General features: G+C 36.7%; 15 protein-coding genes and 2 pseudogenes. 9 read left to right on the forward strand and 8 right to left on the reverse strand.

The window, feature by feature from the left end; translation table 11 throughout:
* Window positions 1-269: 269 nt before the first annotated feature.
* The gene (locus K2F26_RS21430; protein WP_220609402.1) at window positions 270-2,297 is read right to left on the reverse strand and encodes a BamA/TamA family outer membrane protein; all 2,028 of its coding nucleotides are present in this window, start codon (window positions 2,295-2,297) and stop codon (window positions 270-272) included.
* 456 nt (window positions 2,298-2,753) lie between these two features.
* Between K2F26_RS21430 and K2F26_RS21435 the strand changes: the two genes are divergently transcribed.
* Window positions 2,754-4,094 (forward strand): lipid-A-disaccharide synthase-related protein, encoded by a 1,341-nt coding sequence (locus K2F26_RS21435; RefSeq protein WP_220609403.1) that lies wholly within the window; start codon window positions 2,754-2,756, stop codon window positions 4,092-4,094.
* A gap of 237 nt (window positions 4,095-4,331) precedes the next feature.
* Here the strand turns inward: K2F26_RS21435 and K2F26_RS21440 are convergent, their stop codons facing one another.
* A complete protein-coding gene (locus K2F26_RS21440; RefSeq protein WP_096568407.1) occupies window positions 4,332-5,054 on the reverse strand; it encodes a response regulator transcription factor in 723 nt (240 codons plus the stop codon).
* A gap of 2,032 nt (window positions 5,055-7,086) precedes the next feature.
* Here K2F26_RS21440 and K2F26_RS21445 point away from each other — a divergent pair.
* Both K2F26_RS21445 and K2F26_RS21450 read left to right on the forward strand, forming a co-directional pair.
* Window positions 7,087-8,121, forward strand: a pseudogene (locus tag K2F26_RS21445) (ATP-binding response regulator); the annotation flags it as partial.
* 152 nt (window positions 8,122-8,273) lie between these two features.
* The gene (locus K2F26_RS21450) at window positions 8,274-9,398 is read left to right on the forward strand and encodes a hybrid sensor histidine kinase/response regulator (protein WP_096568399.1); all 1,125 of its coding nucleotides are present in this window, start codon (window positions 8,274-8,276) and stop codon (window positions 9,396-9,398) included.
* A 103-nt stretch (window positions 9,399-9,501) separates the two neighbouring features.
* Here the strand turns inward: K2F26_RS21450 and K2F26_RS21455 are convergent, their stop codons facing one another.
* Window positions 9,502-9,954, reverse strand: coding sequence for a response regulator (locus tag K2F26_RS21455; RefSeq protein ID WP_096568395.1), 453 nt, complete (start codon window positions 9,952-9,954; stop codon window positions 9,502-9,504).
* A 699-nt stretch (window positions 9,955-10,653) separates the two neighbouring features.
* On the opposite strand from K2F26_RS21455, the gene K2F26_RS21460 reads away from it, so the two are divergent.
* From K2F26_RS21460 to K2F26_RS21470, 3 genes are all read left to right on the forward strand, one after another.
* A complete protein-coding gene (locus K2F26_RS21460; RefSeq protein WP_220609404.1) occupies window positions 10,654-11,856 on the forward strand; it encodes an AAA family ATPase in 1,203 nt (400 codons plus the stop codon).
* 309 nt (window positions 11,857-12,165) lie between these two features.
* Window positions 12,166-13,476 (forward strand): amino acid permease, encoded by a 1,311-nt coding sequence (locus K2F26_RS21465; protein ID WP_220609405.1) that lies wholly within the window; start codon window positions 12,166-12,168, stop codon window positions 13,474-13,476.
* Between the two features lie 314 nt (window positions 13,477-13,790).
* Complete coding sequence (locus K2F26_RS21470) at window positions 13,791-14,063, forward strand: GlsB/YeaQ/YmgE family stress response membrane protein (protein WP_220609406.1); 273 nt, start codon at window positions 13,791-13,793, stop codon at window positions 14,061-14,063.
* A 130-nt stretch (window positions 14,064-14,193) separates the two neighbouring features.
* Here the strand turns inward: K2F26_RS21470 and K2F26_RS21475 are convergent, their stop codons facing one another.
* The 3 genes from K2F26_RS21475 to K2F26_RS21485 all read right to left on the reverse strand — a co-directional run bounded on the left by K2F26_RS21475 (window position 14,194) and on the right by K2F26_RS21485 (window position 16,251).
* On the reverse strand, window positions 14,194-14,961 hold the full coding sequence (locus tag K2F26_RS21475) for a ChaB family protein (protein WP_220609407.1): 768 nt from the start codon (window positions 14,959-14,961) through the stop codon (window positions 14,194-14,196).
* Between the two features lie 60 nt (window positions 14,962-15,021).
* Window positions 15,022-15,561: a Dps family protein gene (locus tag K2F26_RS21480; RefSeq protein ID WP_194052237.1), complete on the reverse strand. Its 540-nt coding sequence runs from the start codon at window positions 15,559-15,561 to the stop codon at window positions 15,022-15,024.
* Between the two features lie 321 nt (window positions 15,562-15,882).
* Window positions 15,883-16,251, reverse strand: a complete 369-nt coding sequence (locus tag K2F26_RS21485; protein ID WP_220609408.1) for a hypothetical protein — start codon at window positions 16,249-16,251, stop codon at window positions 15,883-15,885.
* A 304-nt stretch (window positions 16,252-16,555) separates the two neighbouring features.
* On the opposite strand from K2F26_RS21485, the gene K2F26_RS21490 reads away from it, so the two are divergent.
* On the forward strand, window positions 16,556-17,407 hold the full coding sequence (locus K2F26_RS21490) for a polysaccharide deacetylase family protein (RefSeq protein WP_220609409.1): 852 nt from the start codon (window positions 16,556-16,558) through the stop codon (window positions 17,405-17,407).
* Between the two features lie 121 nt (window positions 17,408-17,528).
* Here K2F26_RS21490 and K2F26_RS21495 read toward each other — a convergent pair whose 3' ends face one another.
* Both K2F26_RS21495 and K2F26_RS21500 read right to left on the reverse strand, forming a co-directional pair.
* Entirely contained in the window at window positions 17,529-17,918 is a 390-nt protein-coding gene (locus tag K2F26_RS21495; protein ID WP_220609410.1) for an alr0857 family protein, read from the reverse strand.
* Window positions 17,919-18,380: 462 nt separating this feature from the next.
* Window positions 18,381-18,590 (reverse strand): hypothetical protein, encoded by a 210-nt coding sequence (locus tag K2F26_RS21500; RefSeq protein ID WP_246605447.1) that lies wholly within the window; start codon window positions 18,588-18,590, stop codon window positions 18,381-18,383.
* A gap of 101 nt (window positions 18,591-18,691) precedes the next feature.
* Here K2F26_RS21500 and K2F26_RS21505 point away from each other — a divergent pair, with 101 nt between their 5' ends.
* Window positions 18,692-19,027, forward strand: coding sequence for a hypothetical protein (locus K2F26_RS21505; protein ID WP_220609412.1), 336 nt, complete (start codon window positions 18,692-18,694; stop codon window positions 19,025-19,027).
* A gap of 452 nt (window positions 19,028-19,479) precedes the next feature.
* Window positions 19,480-19,716: pseudogene (locus K2F26_RS21510) on the forward strand (sensor histidine kinase); the annotation flags it as partial.
* Window positions 19,717-19,815 lie beyond the last annotated feature (99 nt).

Genomic DNA, 19,815 nt, shown 5'->3' on the forward strand with positions numbered 1-19,815 from the left:
TAATTGTTTCATTCAAGGCTTAAAACCTCCCCTTTCAAGGGGAAAAAAACCAAAAAAATCCGCTTTTTCAATCCTCTCCCTTTAAGGTAGAGGTCATTGTCAAATTTTTAATTGTTAATTGTCCATTATTGAATATTCTACCCTAATTAATCAAAACCTACGGAAAATATCTCTAAACCTCCTCCCTTCGTGTCCTTCGCTTCTACCCTTCGGGAACTGCTTCGCAGAACGTGGTTCGTTACTTCAAAACTTAACACTCCACAACCAAATTAAAACTTCTGACCAATACCAATATGCACCCGACTTTCACCTTGATCATTAATTCCCAAGTCAGCACGAATTAAACCTAAAGGCGAATCAACGCGCACACCTGCACCATACCCAAAACCACTACCAGGTTTATTTCTTACATTAGCTGGTTCTCCAATCACGGTATCACCAGAACCTAAATCAGTGGCAAAATCAGCAAATATCACACCCCCAGCAATAGGGAAGATCGGAAAACGATATTCAGCCGAAGCTAACACATAACTACGACCACTTCCTACTTTACCAGCATCATAACCGCGTACTGAGTTAGAACCACCTAAGTTAAAAGTTTCATAAGGTGGTAAGTCACCCACTACAGTACCAGCTTGCAGGTTTAAAGCAAATACTTGGGGTTGTGTGCTGTTAAATAAATTTACGGGCATAAATTGACTATAATTGCCCCGCAGCCGATTCATGGTAATCTGTCCATTACCTACAGGTATAGATTGTTCGGTACTGAAACTAAGAACAGAACCTTGAGTTGGTTTAACTGGGTTATCCCGTTGGTCTTTGGTGGCTGTAAATGATACGGTAGCTAGGTCATCTACACCAGTATCACTCAATGATAATTGGTTATTGTTTGCATCTCTGGGGGTAATATTTCCAGAGCGATCGCGGATGGTAACACGAGTATAATTCAGACCTACAGCAGCATCCCAACCATCTATTTCTTGTTGCAAACTCACACTAGCGCCTATTTTCCCTTCCCGCACTTTATCACCATTCGGCAGTTTGATTTTATCGTCAAAGGTATCGGAAATTTGTCTTCTACGGAAGGTTTTGATGTTATAACCCAAACGTTCAGGGTTGGTTTCTCGATAAGGACTGTTAAAGTTAGTATTAAACAGTACATCCTGTCTGTTTAGTTCCACATTTGCAGACAAGGTATCATTCACACCACCAACGTTTTGATCTCTATAACTAACAATTACTGATATCCCATCATCAGCATTATATCCACCTCCCAGGTTAATAGAACGCGCTCCTATTTCTTGCAGTTCATAAACCAAATCAAGTTGTTTTGCGTCTCCTTCAAAGGCAACATTGACTCTTTGAAATAAACCTAATTTATATAAAGTTTGGATATCTTGCCGCGCTAAATCTTCTGCAAAGACTTTTCCGGGTTGTAATTTGAGTTGCTGTCTGATAAAATCTGCTTTAGTACGTCCTTTAATGGGATTACCATTGTTATCAAATTGTTCTCCTTCTTCGCTCAAAAACCGAAATTTGATATCACCGACTAATCCTTCTGCTACATTGACTGTGAGGATACCTTGGCGGTTTGGTTGAATTGATAAGACTCTGGCTAGGGTATAACCGTTATCTTTATACCATTGGTTAATTTGCTGTACTATGTTCTGAAGTGCTGCTGGACTGATATCTTTACCAATCTGATTTTGGAAATTTCCTAAGGCTGCTTGATAAGTGAGAACTTTTGCACCAGATAGCTGTAATGCTTGTACAACTATTGGTTGCACTTGATAAACTACGTTTACACCAGCGGATGTATTGCTACTGTTAACTGTAGCATTAGCAAATAAACCAGTGTCTAAAATTGCGGCTACATCCTGTTGAAGTTGAGTTTGACTAGTTCCTCCTCCAGTTTGGGTTTTAATAACTTTACGAATGATTTGCTCTAATTCTGCATTAGCGCCTATGATCTGGACATTGGTGGCGGTAACTACTAAATTAGCATCTGTAATTAAGTTGTTATTGTTATTATTAATATAATTATTGATATTTGTCCGTACAACTACTGGTTGCGATATCGGTTGAGGGCTAAATTCTATGGCATAAGTAGTTTCTGGTGCGGTAAAGGTTTCTACCTGTGCTGTTTGAGTTTCTACATCAGGCACTATTACCACATCTGTTGTTGCTGTTTTATGCTCTTGACTTGTGTTTTGAGTCGGTGCAGCGTTGGCTTGCTGAGTGGCATTACTAGCAGCTAAAGTAGCTAAGGTAAAAATTGCCGCAGAAGAAACTCGCATAATTAATGATAATCTTTGCTGTAGATACCTATGGATTAAGAGACCGATAATTGAAATTTTTTGTTTCTGGTTAAATTTTTGTTACTACTTTGCTACTACGGTGCTACTACAAAAAGCTGACGGTGTTAGGCGATCGCTGAGAATAAAGATCCCCGGCTTCTTTGAGAAGTCGAGGATCTGGGTACAGGTGTTTTGGTTGTTTTGGTAATTGGTATTACTTATTATCAGGCTTGATGATGACAAATTGCAAGACCCAATCTAAAATCCAAAATCTAAAATCTAAAATCTAAAATCTAAAATCCAAAATCTAAAAAGATCCCCGGCTTCTTTGAGAAGTCGAGGATCTGGGTACAGGTGTTTTGGTTGTTTTGGTAATTGGTACTATTCATTATCAGGCTTGATGATGACAAATTGCAAGACCCAATCTAAAGTCCAAAATCTAAAATCCAAAATTCTATGCGTGATCTATCTCAATTACCTTTATTGAAGCAGTCTCCAGATAAAAGTTCTCGTTTACAGTTACTGGTTTTAAGTAATGGTCATGGTGAAGATATCATTGCTGCACGGATCATTAAGGAACTGCAACAGTTATCTTCTCCTCCTGATATTTTTGCTTTACCCATAGTGGGTGAAGGTCGTGCTTACCAAAATTTAAATGTGCCTTGTATTGGTGAAGTTAAGACTATGCCTTCTGGTGGTTTTATTTATATGGATAGTCGTCAACTGATGCGGGATGTCCAGGGTGGTTTGGTACAACTGACTTGGAAGCAGATTCAAGCGGTGCGTGGTTGGGTAAGTTCGCAAACAAAGTTAGATAATCAAAAGGCGATTTTAGCTGTGGGGGATATTGTACCACTTTTGTTTGCAGCTATCAGCGGTGCTAATTATGCTTTTGTGGGAACGGCAAAATCTGAATATTATGTGCGGGATGAGTTGGGTTTATTACCCAGAAAGTCAAAATCGGCACGTTGGGAAAATTTTTCAGGTTCTATTTATCATCCTTGGGAAAGGTGGTTGATGAGTCGTCGTCTTTGTCGGGCGGTGTTTCCTAGAGATGCGCTGACAACGGAAATTTTAAGAAAGTGGCCTATTACAGCTTTTGATGTGGGAAATCCTATGATGGATGGTTTAGAACCTTCTTTTGGCACTTCTAGATTTGATCATGATAGTTTTGAACAACAAGAGATTGTTCGTCCTTTGGTTGTGACTTTGCTTCCCGGTTCTCGTGCAGGTGAGGCTTATGATAATTGGGAAGTGATGATGATCGCTGTATCAGCTTTGATTGAGAGTTTCCGGGAGCGAGAGATGGTGTTTTTAGGTGCGATCGCTCCCGGTTTAGATGGCAATATTTTTACTCAAACTTTAAAAATTCCAGGTTGGCAAAAATGCGATCAATCTCCAGTTAAACTCGCTGATGCTAATGCTTTGTTTTTTAAACAAAAAAATGCTTATCTTATTCTCACTCAACAAGCTTATAATGATTGTTTACATTTGGGGGATTTAGCGATCGCAATGGCAGGTACAGCAACAGAACAATTTATTGGTTTAGGCAAACCAGCGATCGCTATTCCCGGTAAAGGTCCTCAATATAATCCTGCTTTTGCAGAAGCCCAAAGTCGTCTTCTAGGATCATCTCTAATTTTAGTAGACCAACCAACAAAAGTTGCCCAAGTAACACAGTCCCTGCTACAAAATCCCGATCTTTTACACGAAATTTCTGAAAATGGAGTTAAAAGAATGGGTTTACCTGGTGCTGCCAAACGTATTGCCGAATGTTTGCAAGAACGTTTAACTTAACCTCTATCACTTCTTCCCCAGTCACCAGTCACTCAATTTTGGATTTACGATTTTGGATTTTGGATTGACTCCAACCTCAAGTGTGAAAGCTCGAAATTTTGGATTTGGAATTTACGTTAGCGAAGCGTACGCAGCGCAGCGAGTATTTTTCCGTCCTGAAGAACCAGGCTCTATACCAAGTTCTGTAATCTAAAATCTAAAATCTAAAATCTAAAATTTCTGGTCACCTGTCACCTATTAACCTACTAACCCAGAACGTAAAGCGCGAACTGCGGCTTGGGTTCTGTCATCAGCGCAAAGTTTATTCAAAATATTGCGAACATGAGTTTTTACTGTTCCCACAGTAATATACAGTTTTTCTGCAATTTGACCGTTACTGCAACCAGCAACAATTAATTCTAAAATTTCCAGTTCCCGCTGAGTTAAAGGATAGGTTTCCAGAACTTGTTCATATTCTGTAGCTAAAGCCTCAATTTTTACAGTCTTTGGTTTATCAGATGTGAGACTTTCTCCTGGTAAACTTGAGCGCATTTTTTTGAGTACCACATTGGCGATCGCTGGATCAATCCAAGAGTTACCAGCATAAGTAGCTTGTATGGCTTCAGTTAATTTGTTAATACTTGTCTCTTTCATGTAATAAGAATCTGCACCCGCCGCAAAAGCAGCTAAGACGGCATCTTCTGTATGATCCATTGTCAAAATTAAAATTTTTGTATTATTTTGCCCAGTTTCTGCTTGATGGCGTTTAAACTTGCGGGTGAGTTCAATTCCATCCATATCTGGTAAACCAATATCCACTACTGCTACATCTGGCTTGGCAGTTTCCAAAAGTTTTAATCCTTGGCTGGCATTTGCCGCTTCACCTATCACCCTTAACCCTCCGTGTGACTGCAATGCAGCCCTTAACCCCATCCGGGTTAAATCATGATCTTCAATTAAAAGAATGCTAATCTCATTCATTGTTACACCCAACTATATATCTGACTGCTGCTTTGAACTTAATTTGAACTTAATTTGAACTTAACTTGAACTTAATTTGAACTTAATTTGACTGGTAAGGATTGAGGAGACAGAATACAGGATTCAGAATGAATGAGAGTTTTCGAGTCATGCTTGATAATTGATGAACAAACTGATAAACAAACTTGCTCATCTGGATTCCTGCTGCACACAAATATTCTAACCCCTGACTCCTGACTCCTGTACGGGCGAAGTAGGGGCGAAGCATTCGGAAAATAACCTGTGATCAAAATTGATAATTTATCGCCCGAATGCTTCGCCCTTACAGGAAAATAGCCTTTGCATAAAATTGATAATTGGTCGCCCGAATGCTTCGCATCTACGACTCCTGACTCCTGAATTCTTACAATGAATGCAAGTTTTGGATAATTTGGATCTAATTTGGATCTAATTTTCCCAAACTAAAGATAGATGATATTTTGACCTGGTTGCATCCATCGACAGAAATAATAAATTTCACTTATTTTATCTGGGATAGAAGTAAAAATCTAGCTACGGGTATATGGCTATTTTTTTGGAAAATATGAAATATTGAAACGAATGGAAAATCAGACAACCAACCTATTTGTTATGACTGTACCTTCCTTATTCTCATTTTTTCTTGAATTTTAAGTTCTACCAATCTCCTTGAATACTTTTACCTCACCTTGACGAGTTGGTTAAATGTTATAAATTTGTCTTTTTCTTCTCATCAACTCTGTCAACAATGCTTGTGCTAAACTTGAGATCTTACTTTTTTGACACCAGATCAGTTTTTTTAAGTAGTAACTAATGAGACATTAATCGGGGGTGATTTTTACTGACTCTGATCAGAAAATGTATTACATCTGACTCTAGTTATTCTGTCAAATTCAAGTTTAAAGCCTTGTATATAGCCTGCTGAATGCAGGAGGTTCACATTTTTATCCTAGCACAAGATTCTTGCGACATAAACTTACAGCAGATTCCTTTGTTTTGAGGTACAGTATTAGACTGGGAAGTGCTGTATCAAGAGATGATCAACAGAATGACCAACTGGTAACTTCATCATCTATCATAGTACCGACCACAGGCTCCGCCAACATCACATACAACATCAGATAATTTAAAATTTTCTATCTATGAACGAGGGCAAGAGCTTAAAACTAATGATTCGCGCTTATGTGGCAATAGCAAGATATGCACTTACAGCTTTTTAATATTGAATGATTAATCACTCACGAATCAAGACTAACTACTGTTCAAGTGAGTAAAACTGCTCAAGCTGATGGTACACAATGTTTGTATGCAACTCTCACTAATGGGTGAGGACGGTAAATCATTGACTCATTTACAATTGTGTTGAGATGGATAAAGTATTTGATTTTACTTTCTCTCGACTCTGCCAGATTTCATAGAGAATCACTTTCATCTGGATAATTGCCAATTGTTTTTAAATTATTTTTTATTAAACGAGAGCAATTTTCCGTTTGTTAGAGTTATAACCAGGAGATTCAACACAATCAAAAAAAAATGGCAGAAAAAATCAAATACTTGATTCTGCAACCAGCTAAAAACATAACAAATTAAAACTACTAAAAGTGGAGGAAGATAAATTGAATGTAAAGAATATTAATTAGATATTGTGTAAAATACCTGAGTTACTCAATAGCGTTTTGTGAGATACACAAAAATTGTCAATTCTGTAGTTATATACAGCTTCTTGTAGGTAAATAAAGTAAACAATGAGATTGACAAAGCCTGGAACTAACAGCATTTTAGTTCTGACTGCTGCTGTATTGGAAGTCAGTATTCAGCAGTCAGTAATCAGTAATCACCTATTATCTGGGATTTATGAGCATTTGTAGCAAGGAATTAGGAAATTGATTTTAGTATCAGTCTCCCCTAAACATCCTGGAAAATCAGTTGAAAAAGCAGTTTTAGCTGAATGCTTACTATCTGAAAATAGAAATGCTGTACTTCAATCTCTTTTGGACAGCGAAAATAAAAACTAATGGAAGAGACGCTGAAAATTTTGGTTGTAGATGATGATGAAGTAGATCGCATGGCAGTCCGTCTAGCCCTGACAAAAGCTGATGTTTATATGGAACTGTGTGAAGTCAGCGACGGTAATAATGCCCTTTCTGCTCTCCAAAATACTAATTTTGACTGCGTTTTTCTCGATTATTGCTTACCAAACCAAGATAGCTTCACTTTAATTCACAAGCTGCGCTCTTGTGAAATCAAAGTTCCTTTAGTTATTCTCACCGCTCAAGGAGAGGAAAAAATTGCTGTTGATTTATTGCAAGCTGGTGCTACAGATTATCTGATTAGATCTCAACTAAATTCAGAACATTTGGTATTGGTTTTGCGAAACACGATGCGGTTATATCGGGCAGAAATGAAAGCAGATTTGGCATATCAACAACTTAAAGAAAGTAATGAACAACTGATTCGGAAGAACCAAGAATTGGAGAGACAAAGGCAACAAATTCAATTACAAAATTTGAGATTTTTGGAAGCATCACGACTTAAATCACAATTTTTAGCTACCATATCTCATGAGTTACGAACACCAATGAATGCCATCATTGGTTTTTCGCAAATACTGTTACGTCCTAAATTTGGTCAACTTACCAATCAGCAAGCTGATATGGTAGAGCGTATCCTCAATAATGGTAAGCATTTACTGATGTTATTGAATGAAGTTTTGGACTTTTCTAAATTGGAGGCTGGTAAATTAGAACTAAAACCGGAAATATGTGACTTATCAAAGATAGTTAATAATACTGTAGGTGAAATTCGTTCTTTAGCGGAAGCAAAAAAGTTATCTTTGTTAGTGGAAATAGAATTAGAAAATACTTTGGTATTTAATGATCCGGTGCGCGTACATCAGATTTTAATTAACCTGCTCTCCAATGCGGTTAAATTTACAGAGTATGGAAGCATTAAAGTAGAAGTGAAAGAAATTCCCAGAAATCAATTATCAATTAGTATTAAAGACACAGGAATTGGTATTTCCCCTCAAGATTATCAACATATTTTTGATCTACCTCACCTACCATTTCAATTCAATAAAGTTTCGCTAGGATATCCTGATCTGAAACTTTAAATTACTGTCAACTTCCATGTAAATTCCCAAGTGTAGATTCCAGAGTAGATTAATTTAGATTAATGACCAAAAAGTTGTAAACATAAACTATGTCTTTTGTCAAAAGTGATAAGGTTGATCGTATCCTCGCCGTTGATGATACAAGAGATAATTTAATTTTAGTACAAACACTCTTAGAGAGTGAGGGTTATGAAATTGATTTAGTATCAGATGGAGCAACTGCTTTACAAAAAGTGGCACAATCTCCACCGGATCTGATTTTACTAGATGTGATGATGCCAGGGATGGATGGTTATGAAGTAACACGGAGAATTCGCGATAATCCTGATCTGGGTTATATTCCAATTTTGTTAATCACAGCTTTTCATGAATCTAGTGTAGTTGAAGGGTTAGATGCGGGTGCTGATGATTTTATTCGCAAACCATTTGATACTGATGAATTATTAGCCAGAGTGCGATCGCTATTGCGACTGAAGCATAGTATTGATGAACAACAAAAAATGACCCATCAGCGAGAAGATTTTGTTTCGCGTCTGACTCATGATTTACGCACACCTTTAGTAGCAGCTGATCGAATGTTAGCTTTGTTTCAACAGGAGACTTTTTGTAAAATTTCTCCAGAAATGAAACAAGCGATCGCTGTGATGATTCGCAGTAACCAAAATTTAATGGAGATGGTCAATACCTTACTAGAAGTTTATCGCTTCGAGGCAGGTAAAAAGACCTTAAATTTGGAAAAATGCGACTTAACAGAAATATCTGAAGAAGTCATCAGTGAACTAACTCCCCTTGCTGTTGAGAAAAACTTAACTCTCAAATTAGATACCCATGAGTTAAACCAGGTAGAAAATCATGGAGGAATTGTCTTAGGTGATAGATTAGAACTACGCCGAGTGTTGAATAACTTAATTGGTAACGCAATCAAGTTTACAGATACAGGCGGTGTAGAAATTCGCATTTTGAAAACTTGCCCCACCAAAACACATCAAGGTGAAGTAGTAATTGAAATTGAAGATACTGGTTATGGCATTGCACCAGAAGATCAAGCAACAATTTTTGAGCGATTTCGTCAAGGGAGAAATAAAAGATCAGGTAGTGGTTTAGGACTGCATTTATCACAAAGAATCATAGAAGCGCATGGTGGAGAAATCGAACTTTTATCAGAATTAAGTAAAGGTAGTATATTCAAAATCAAACTGCCAAAGGAAACTTAATTTTTTAGGAGTCAGGAGTCAGGAGTCAGGAGTCAGAAATAAAACCCTGTGACAGCAAAGATTAGTCATAAAAATTTTGAAGTCATAAAAATTTTGATTCTATTTACCTGCATTGTTCAAACGGAGAAAAAGGCTCAAATTTGTGATCAAGAAAACGACGAATAATTGCCTCTAAATCCTCCAGCATATAGGGTTTACTGAGATAGTCGTCAAAACCTGCTCCCAGGATACGTTCTTGCTGTTCCCTGCCAGCTAAAGCCGTAACAGCAACAACAGGAATGTGGCGAGTTAATGGATCTTGCTTTAAATATCGCACAACATCTAGACCATTCAACCCAGGTAACAGAATATCCAACAAAATCAAGTCTGGCTGATATTCTTTTGCTACTAAGAGTGTAGTGTAACTGTCATTTTGACAAATAAATCTACACCCTAGTAACTCCAAAGTATAACTAAGTAGTAATAGACTATCATCATGATCTTCTACTACCAAAATCAAAGGCGGCTGAGAGTTTTGCTTCTTTTCATCACTCATGAATGAATGTGTCAGATACATCTAGTCTCCAGAAGATTAAATTGGGCTTTATCGTCTTGATAGTCAAACTAGGCGATAATCCCACAAACCATAAGACGTGCTGATTCAAGATTAGCTAGTGTTTTGCTGCCACTCAGTTGATTATCCTTACCCACATTCAACAGGAAAGAACAACTCAATCTGAATAGCTTTAGTAGACACCCCTTGATTATATGCAAAATTACAGAATATTTTCCTCATAAGTTCACAATAACTTTGTAGAGAAAAAAGGCATAGTTATTTACTTTAGTATCACTATTGACATATCTATAAGCAAAAAATTAAATTACACTAGTTGCATTAAACATCCTATCCAGTATGAAAATAAACTGTTAAATTTATGACTTCAGTGATTTATTTTGCTGTCAATATATGCGAAATTGCTATATACCCCCATCAATTGAGAAATTTCCTAAATACAGCAGACGATAAACATTGCTAGAAATATTACTTGAATTGCGATGGTATTTTGTAGGTTTGTAAAGAAGTGATATGATACTTGCTCAAACTGAACAATTTTAAGCATAATGCTTGACGTGGCTATATTTATGTAGTATAAAGTTACATTGTAAGATATACCAGACTAATTATGTAACAAGAATCAAATATCAACTAGGTTTGACTCCTGTACAGACGTTCCACCGGAACGCCTCTAATCCTCACTACTGACTACTGACTCCTATGGATTTTGACTATTTCCGAAATAATGATAGTAGTTCCGCGAACAACAATCGTCACAACCTACTAGCTAGTGGTTGGCGACCATTTCAGCGTGATTTTGATTGGGACTATTTCCAACAACTAATATTAAATGATACTCAAGAGTTAACACAAAGAAGTATTAATCTAGTCAGTTTTTATGCAGACGCTTTAGCCAGAAAAGATTTTGCTTGGTGGGCAAATATATTAAATTTAGCTTCTGACTATACTCGCAGTGAATTTCAAAAATTTTGGAACTTCGTCACACCCGACGCACTCACACCAGATTATCGTTATAAAGACGTTTTAAGTACAGAAACTCCCATTTTGCAATTTGTCAGCCGTAACAGCATTCCTATTGATTATGTACTGAATTTATTGCAAGAAATTACCGTTTTGCGCGTTCTACGTTTATTGGAACGTCCTGATATTATCACCCAATATTATGCAGAGCGAGATTTCTATTTTCCCGTCGAAAAATTTGTTAGTTGGGAACGGTTAGATGTGATCAATACTGTTTATGCTTATTGGTCTAAACACGATATTTGGTTACAAATTGATCCCTATGATCGGGGACGCAGACAATATACATTAATGTCCAAAAATTTAGCCCCATCAATAAATAAAGCCACTTATGATTTAGCAGTTATGTTAAGTGGATATCAAAGCCGTGTCGGTAAAGTTCATAATCAATTTCCCATTCGCACATTTCCCCAAGAAATTCAAGATTTTACTGATTCAGTTCAGCAAGCAATTCTCAATCAAAATCAATTAGCCGTTGTCGTACATGGAGAACCAGGGACAGGAAAAACAGCATGGACACAATCAGTAGCCAAGGAAATTTTAGTACCTTTAGGTTATGTCATCTTTATTTTGGATCATGATGCCATTACTAACTTTGTGCCACCCAACTATTTAGAGAAAATTTGTATCATCATCAACGAAGCTGATAACTTAGCTCAAGATAGAGCTTCAGAAGTAGCCCAATATAACAACAAAACTGAACATATTTTAGCTTTGTTAGATGGGACTTTGTACCAAAGTGTAATTGATGAATCTGGTGTACAGATAAAGCAGCATTTAGTGGTTTTGATGACTTGCAATACTACAGAAAGATTAGATCCTGCTATGTTACGTAAAGGCAGAGTAGATTTAATGTGTGAGTTTACAAAGCGGTTTGTGTGAAAAATCAGTTATCAATTGATAATTGACAATTGACAATTGACAATTTTTTCATTCAAAGTTTAAAACCTCGCCTTTATCTCGTTATTTCGTTATTTCGTTCCCAGTTTCTAACTGGGAATGCCATCACAGAGTCTCTGACTCTGCTATTAATAAAGGCAGATCCTTTAATAATTCATTCCCATACAGAGTATGGGAACGAGAAAAACGAGGAATTAGCGGAAATCAGAGATTTTTGCTAAAATTACTGATATCAAGTAATATCAAGTAATATTTTCTTGCCGCTTTGGGCAGATATCTAAGCAAAAACCCATGAATCAAGTTATCAAATCAGAACAAAAGCAAGTAACCAGATTATTTTCTCACTTGGAATTTGATGGTAATAAATTAAATCATCAACCAGGTAGCGTTTTAGGAAGCACTGCTTTGATAGCTGGAACTACTGTTGGTGCTGGTATTCTTGCCCTACCTGCGGTAACTTTACCATCGGGTATTTTACCATCTACAATTGTCATTATTGTAGTTTGGTTATACACCTTATTTTCTGGTTTATTAATTGCTGAAGTAACCTTAAATGTTATGGGTGCAGAAGGCATGAATAGCATAGGTTTTTTGGCAACTGTAGAAAAGACATTGGGAAAAACAGGAGCGAGAATTGCTGGTGGTGCATATTTGTTTAAGCATTACGCTCTTTTAGTGGCGTATATCAGCAAAGGTGGAGATATTTTATTATCGACATTAACTAAAATAGTTGGTTTAGAAAATACCTTACCTACCTGGATAGGAACAACAACTTTTACATTGTTATTTGGTGGCATTCTCTATTTAGGAAAAGAAAGATTTATTCAGAAATTAAACAGCGCCTTTGTGGCAATTCTTATTACTTCTTTTCTAGGATTATTACTGTTAGGTTCAGGACAAGTAAAAAGCTCACAATTTCTCTTTCAAAATTGGCAAGCTGTCGGTGGTGCAGTTTCTGTTATTTGTGTAGCTCTTTTTTATCATAACGTTGTGCCTGTAGTGGTGACACAACTAGAAGGCGATATCGCCAAAATCAGAAAATCAATTATTATCGGTTCTGGCATTCCTTTGATTATGTTTTTGGCTTGGAATGCTGTGATTTTAGGCAGTATTAGTCCTGATATTCTCCAGAATAATTCACAAAGTTGCAGTGTTTTTGACCCTTTACAAATTTTGCGATCAGGTGGAGCAGGAGAAGTTTTAGGATTAGTTTTAACTGTTTTTTCAGAGTTGGCAATTATTACCTCTTTTATCGGTTTTGTTTACGGTTTAGTCGATTTCTTTCAAGACATTTCTCGGATCACAAAAAATCAAATTTCTCGGTTTCCTATTTTCTCACTTGTTCTATTTCCACCCATGAGTTTAGGAACAATAAACCCCAGTATCTTTTTTACTGCTCTAGATTATACGGGAATATTTAGTGTTTCGATTTTAGGGGGAATTATTCCGGCAATTATGAGTTGGCAACAACGAGAAAAACAAAAATTAACAAACGGTATTTATCAATCATTGATACCAGGTGGCAAAATTACATTAATTATGATGATTACAGTTGCATTAGCCCTGATATGCAAACGAATTTTCTCAATTTATGCCAATTAAATATCAATTTCAATACAGCACTTTACTTTGTAATGAGGTACACCATTGGCGGGCAAGACTTGTACTGAGCGGTTAGTGAGCGCAGTCGAACTATGTCGAAGTATGCCCACCCCACAATATTGTTTTTATTTATTTGATTTATTTGATTTATTTGATTTTATTTATTTGATTTAATGTATTCACAAAAAAACACATTACACGCAAATTATCAATTGTCAATTATCAATTATCAATTAATTAAATCTCTCTTTTGATAGACTTAATGAGTAGATAAAATTACTAATCTATAGATGGAAATTTTCATGGAATAAACTATGAATATTATTGCTTGGATAATTCTGGGTCTGATCGCCGGAGCTATCGCTAAAGCTATTTATCCTGGTAGTCAAGGTGGCGGAATTTTAGTCACAATGGTATTAGGAATTGTTGGTGCTTTAATTGGTGGAACTTTAGTCACTTTGTTAGAAACAGGAAGATTACAATTTACAGCCGCAACTTTGAGCATACCTGGTATAATTGTGGCTATTATTGGGGCAATGATAGCCATTTTTATTTGGGGCTTGTTGACTGGACGTACCAGTCATTAATGGATTAATTAAGATGTTTAATACCTAGAGCCAAGATATTACCAGATAAAAGTAAATAAACTTTAGTCAACTATAAAAAGGTAATGAGTTTTACCCCATTACCTATTACTTGTTATGGAAATATAAGAACTTAAACAACAACTTTCTGTTTTGACCACACACCATTTTCATCTTCATCAAATTGTTGATGAACTGCATCCCAAGCAGATTGTTCAGCGGTAAATTCATCGTTGGTTTCATCAAGTACGACGTTATAGTGCTGAATGAACAATTGTTGTGCTTCTGCTGATAAGTGAGCGCGAACTTCAGGAGATAAATCTTCTGGACTGTTACAAGGACCAGGACAAGGATGGGTGAGTGCTTTACCAATGGTGTGCATTTCTTCACCACCAGAACTTTCTAATATTAATTGAAATTCACCGCTGCGATCGCTCGGAATTTCTACCATTAATAAAAACTCTCCCGCTTGTAAACGAGTTTGATAAACCGCAGCTTTGTCTTCTGGCATTCCCATAGCCGTAAAAACCGATACCAAGCCCGCACCAGCACTACCAGCGATCGCACCACTCGCAGCACCCAGCAACACCGCACTAATAGGTCCTGCTGCTACAATTGGTCCGACAAAAGGAATAAACAATACTCCTACACCAGTAAGTAAGCTGAGGAAAGAACCAAACAAAGATCCAAAAATTGCCCCTGTTCTCAAACCTCCTAAAATCACATCACGCTTGGTAATAAAACCAGAAATTCGCGTTTCTGACTGGAAATTTCTCCCCATCACTGAAATATGATCTTTCGGTACACCTCTATTTAGTAAACGACGAATTACATCATCAATTTGCTTTTGTTCTTTAAATACAGCCGAGATGGTACGCTCTGCTTGATATCCTTCTGGCACTTGTTTACTCCTTTTAATTTATTTTCTCTTTATGTTGACAATTGTGTGGCAAATTCTCCACTAAACACCCACCGGAACTTTAGTTTTTTCGGTTTGTTGTTTGACATTTGGTTCTAATGCTTGTCCTTCAATAAATGAACGTAACATCCAAGCCATTTCTTCATGTTTTTCCATCAAATCAGTTAAAAAGTCAGCCGAAACTTGATCATGAAATTCTTCACTACAACGATCTACATGATTTCTTAAATTACGAATAATCTGCTCATGATCTTCCACTAATTGATTTACCATTCCTGTTGCTGTAGGAATTTCTCCGCTATGTTCTTTGAGAGTAGCAATTTTTAAAAAACCTGCCATTGTACCACTGGGATAACCACCCAAGGTTCTAATTCTCTCTGCTATTTCATCAATATTTTCTGTAATTTCTTCATACTGTTCTTCCCAAAGTTCATGCAATGTGCGGAACTGAGGACCCACAACATCCCAGTGATACTTTTTAGTTTTTACCACCAGAACATACGAATCTGCTAAATCTTGATTTAATAAATTCATCACACCGCAACGTTGTTCTTCTGTTAATCCAATATTAATTGTATTCATGCTCATTATTTACCTGTGGACTATTCACTAATTACTTAATTTATAAGTTCTCAAAATATCGACATTAACCACATCAACCAAAAGTAAGATTATCAAGTAAACTGAGGATTTAATTAATATTATATATTTTTTATATAATATTATATATTTATTTTTTGAGGAATAGGTGGAATATTCATAAATAATAATCAGATCCCCTAATTCTTGTTTATCTAGTCAATCAGAATCTGGGATACGGGGATCTTATGTATTTTATTTAAAATTCGCCCACCAAACCAATTCAAAAACGAAAACTCATAATTATGAATTATGAATTATGAATTATTTGTTTGTGCCTGTAATTTTTTCCAAAAAACCTTCTACTTCCTGTTCTACTGAAGTAGTCGCACTTTCGGTATTTTCAGGACGCTTCATTTTTTCAATATCTGCTGCTCCTTGAACCTCGTTAAGTCCTCTCCTAGTTTTTTCTTGAGATTCTTTCATTCCTATCGGTGGTTTTTTAGCAGCTTCATCAGTTTTGCGTTGAGTTTCTAATAATTGTGTCGTTCCTTCTGTTGGTTCACTTTGATAACTACTGATAGCTAAAGCAGGAAAAGCATTAAATAAAAATATGAAGGTACAAGCAAAAGCCACTACTATCAATCTCAATGCTAATTGCCATCTAGATTTAGCAAAATCAAGAATCTTCATTTTGATATTATTCCACTCTATTTTCTTTCTGCTTTCAGATTAATTGGTTGTCAGAGCATTTTCATCAATCTTCCGAGAGAATTAGGTTGAATTTTGAACTAAAAAGCTCATCAAAATCTATCTGGAGATAGAAAATATCACTTCCGCTAAACTATCAAACCCTGTATTTATATATTCCATTACTTATATTTTAGAATTAAGGGTATGAATTGTATACCAAGGAAACCTCTACCCCAAATTGAGATTTTCTGTTAAAACTGTAAAAGTTCAAATTCCCATACTGTGAAATATATCACAGAAATCTATGCTAAACCTTGTTAATTCTACTTCCACAAACAACCACAACAAAACAAGAAACATTATTTTTGTTTCCACAATAGCATTATTTCTAACTGCTTGTACCAGTAACCCAAATACACGACAATTAAAAACCAACAACGAAGCTTTGGGAGTTTCCATTGCTGAAAATAAAGTAAATACAAAATCACAACCACCAGCACAAACCAAAAACCTGAATTTTACTGTACCTGCTAAATTTCAAGGTAAGACAGTTTATCAAGTCGAACCCAAAAATAACGAAAAAGTTATTGCGTTAACTATTGATGATGGTCCTTGGCCAAAAACCACAGAAGCAATGTTAGATATTTTTAAAGAACATGATGTCAAAGCCACATTTTTTTGGGTAGGAAGTTCTTTAAAAAATCATCCAGAAATCGCTAAACGAGTGGTAGCTGAAGGTCACGCCATTGGTAATCATACCTGGAATCATTTATATAAAAGAATGAATCCAGCCACAGCTAAAAGTGAAATTGAAAAAACCAATGATTTAATCTATCAAACCACAGGGGTAAAAACATCTATATTTCGTCCCCCTGGAGGTTATTTAAATAATGGTTTAGCTGCTTATGCTAAAAGTCAAAATAAAGCCGTTGTCATGTGGTCTTTAACTTCTGCTGATACCGATACCCGTGCCAAATATCAAATATTTGTGAAAAATGTGGTCAAAGGTGCAAAACCAGGAGCTATTGTTTTAATGCACGATGGGGGAGGAAATCGAGAAAGAACTGTAAAAGCTTTACCAGAAATTATCACAGGATTGAAACAACAAGGTTATAGATTTGTCACAGTTCCCGAATTATTAGAAATGCAAAAATAAGCAGGAGTCAGGAGTTATTGATTTTGGATTTTGGATTTTGGATTGTTTTTGTTAACTTCAATCTAAAATCTAAAATCTAAAATCTAAAATCTAAAATTTTACTCCCTATTCCCTGCCTGATTTAATCACTGAAAACAGATGCACAAACTTGAGCTTCTTGCCAAAGTTGATGTAAAAAAAACTCGGTGCGATCGCTCATTGTCGTTACAAACACACCCTCGACATCCTCAGCACCATAAGATAACCAAGAACCCCGCAAGGTGACTTCCAAATGCTCAGCATCACAGGTAGACAGAGCTATAATTTCACCGTCATTTCGTTGTGCTTCAGCCTTGAGCCTTTCTACTCCTGGTAAATCTACAGGTAGCAAAAAGGAAGCCGTGCTAGGTTCAAAATGTAGCGGTTGACCGATTCGCAGCGCCCAAATCACTCTTTGCGCCACCCATTCTTCCAGTGACAGCGTGATACACTCTAAATAAAAGCTTCTTTCGGTATAATTTAATTTCAGCATTCCTTATGCTCTCCTGTTATTCCAGGTTTGCTTGCAAATCCGTCATTAGTCATTAGAGTATTCCAACTAAAAAAATGCCCAATTATCATTGCTTAGGTTTACCCTTTCCACAGGGTAATGACAGCTTTTGGATCATTTATTGTTTGGAACACTCTTAGAGGATGTTTGAAAAGTTTTTAATGTATAAATAAACCCCTCTCCAAACCTCTCCCCGACGCGGGGAGAGGCTTTGAAACCCCCATTCCCTTGTAGGGAAGGGGGGAAGGGGGGTTAGGTTTCTAGAGATTATCGGTTTCATCTAATACTTTTCAAACACCCTCTTAGTCATTAGTCACCAATCACCAATCACCAATCACCAATCACCAATCACCAATTAAAAACCCCCGCTTTACCTATATCGGCAGCGGGGGCTAAAATTGACCTGATACTTTTCTGGTCTTATTCCGGTACAACATTTTCCCTCTACCTCCCGCTTGTTATCTCTAATAGTGGTTTAATATTTAGCAGATCAAAGTTGATATATCTAAAATCATAATTACCCTCTGTGTTTTGCCTTGGATGCTGACTACCATCGGCTATAAATAAATACTCCACTCCCACAGCAGCAATTTCCCAACTGGCCTGACAGTTGCTGGGATGGAAGGGACTGGAAATAGGGTAAATGAATTTCACAAAAAAATTCACCTCAAAAAAATTTTATCTATTGAACATTCCTTTAAACATACTACACTTGTATTACTATCCTGTCCATATCTAAAAGGAGAAAAAATCAAATGCATACCATCGCACGCACATCAACCACCGACATGGAAGTTACCAGCATCCGTTTAGAACGCGAACTGAAAGATAAACTGAAAGAGATAGCAGGCAATCAAGGATATCAAGCTTTGATTAGAAATGTTCTCTGGAATTATGTGCAGCAAAAATCAGGTGAGTGGAAACCCCGATTTTCCCGTGCTGACATTCGAGCGAGTATACCCGCTACAGCCCAACAAGATGAACGTTGTGTCCTCACAGGTAAGTTAATTGAAGCTCAACAGCCAATGTTATTAGGACTCACAAAGAATGGCGACATGGTTCCTCTAAGTGCTGAGAGTTTGGCTCTATAGCAAATTATAGTCCAGGTTGCTTACCAGTGATGATCATAGTGCTGGAACAAAGTTTGTATTGGTTAATTATCAAACATTAAGCAAGCCACAACCACCAGGAGAAAGTATCGGAACTAGGCGAAGATACTTTCTCGTGCTTTACAGGGTACGAACAATCAAAGTTTACCCAAAGAGCCGTTAAAACTGCAAATGGAAATCGAGAGTTTTGACCGCATTTTGCAAGAACTGTTAAACAACGTTAGTACCGGCTTTCCGCACTTCAATATGTACTAGAGTAATACTTCAACTATTTTTACAAAAAATGTTGACATAATTCAATATTTAAACGTATAAACTACAGACCTTTGGCGATAGCGAAGCGCTGCTGCAAGCAGTTCGCTATTCAACGACCATTAACCCCAATTGTTGTAGTCTTTGTATGTTACAAAACGAAGTGCGGAATGTGGGTTAGTAAATACTCGGAGCGTGATACCAATGCCCATCTACAAGTAACTCACAGAGTCGAACAAGAAGTTGATCAAGTTATTATCAAAGTGACTAATATAGGACGTGGCATCTCCCAAGAGGAAGCCGCCTATATCTTTGATAAGTTTCGTCGTGGCAAAGGACGTTGGACTCCTGGTACCGGTTTGGGATTGGCATTAGTCAAATCTCTAGTACAGCATTTACAGGGAGCGATCGCTGTTGAGCTTGTCCTAAGTTGACAATTTACTAAACAAACCTATACAAGTACATACAAAACTACAAGTATTTGAAGTATACATGGAATAAGTTGACTAAAAAATTAA

This window comes from Sphaerospermopsis torques-reginae ITEP-024 (assembly GCF_019598945.1).
GTDB lineage: Bacteria > Cyanobacteriota > Cyanobacteriia > Cyanobacteriales > Nostocaceae > Sphaerospermopsis.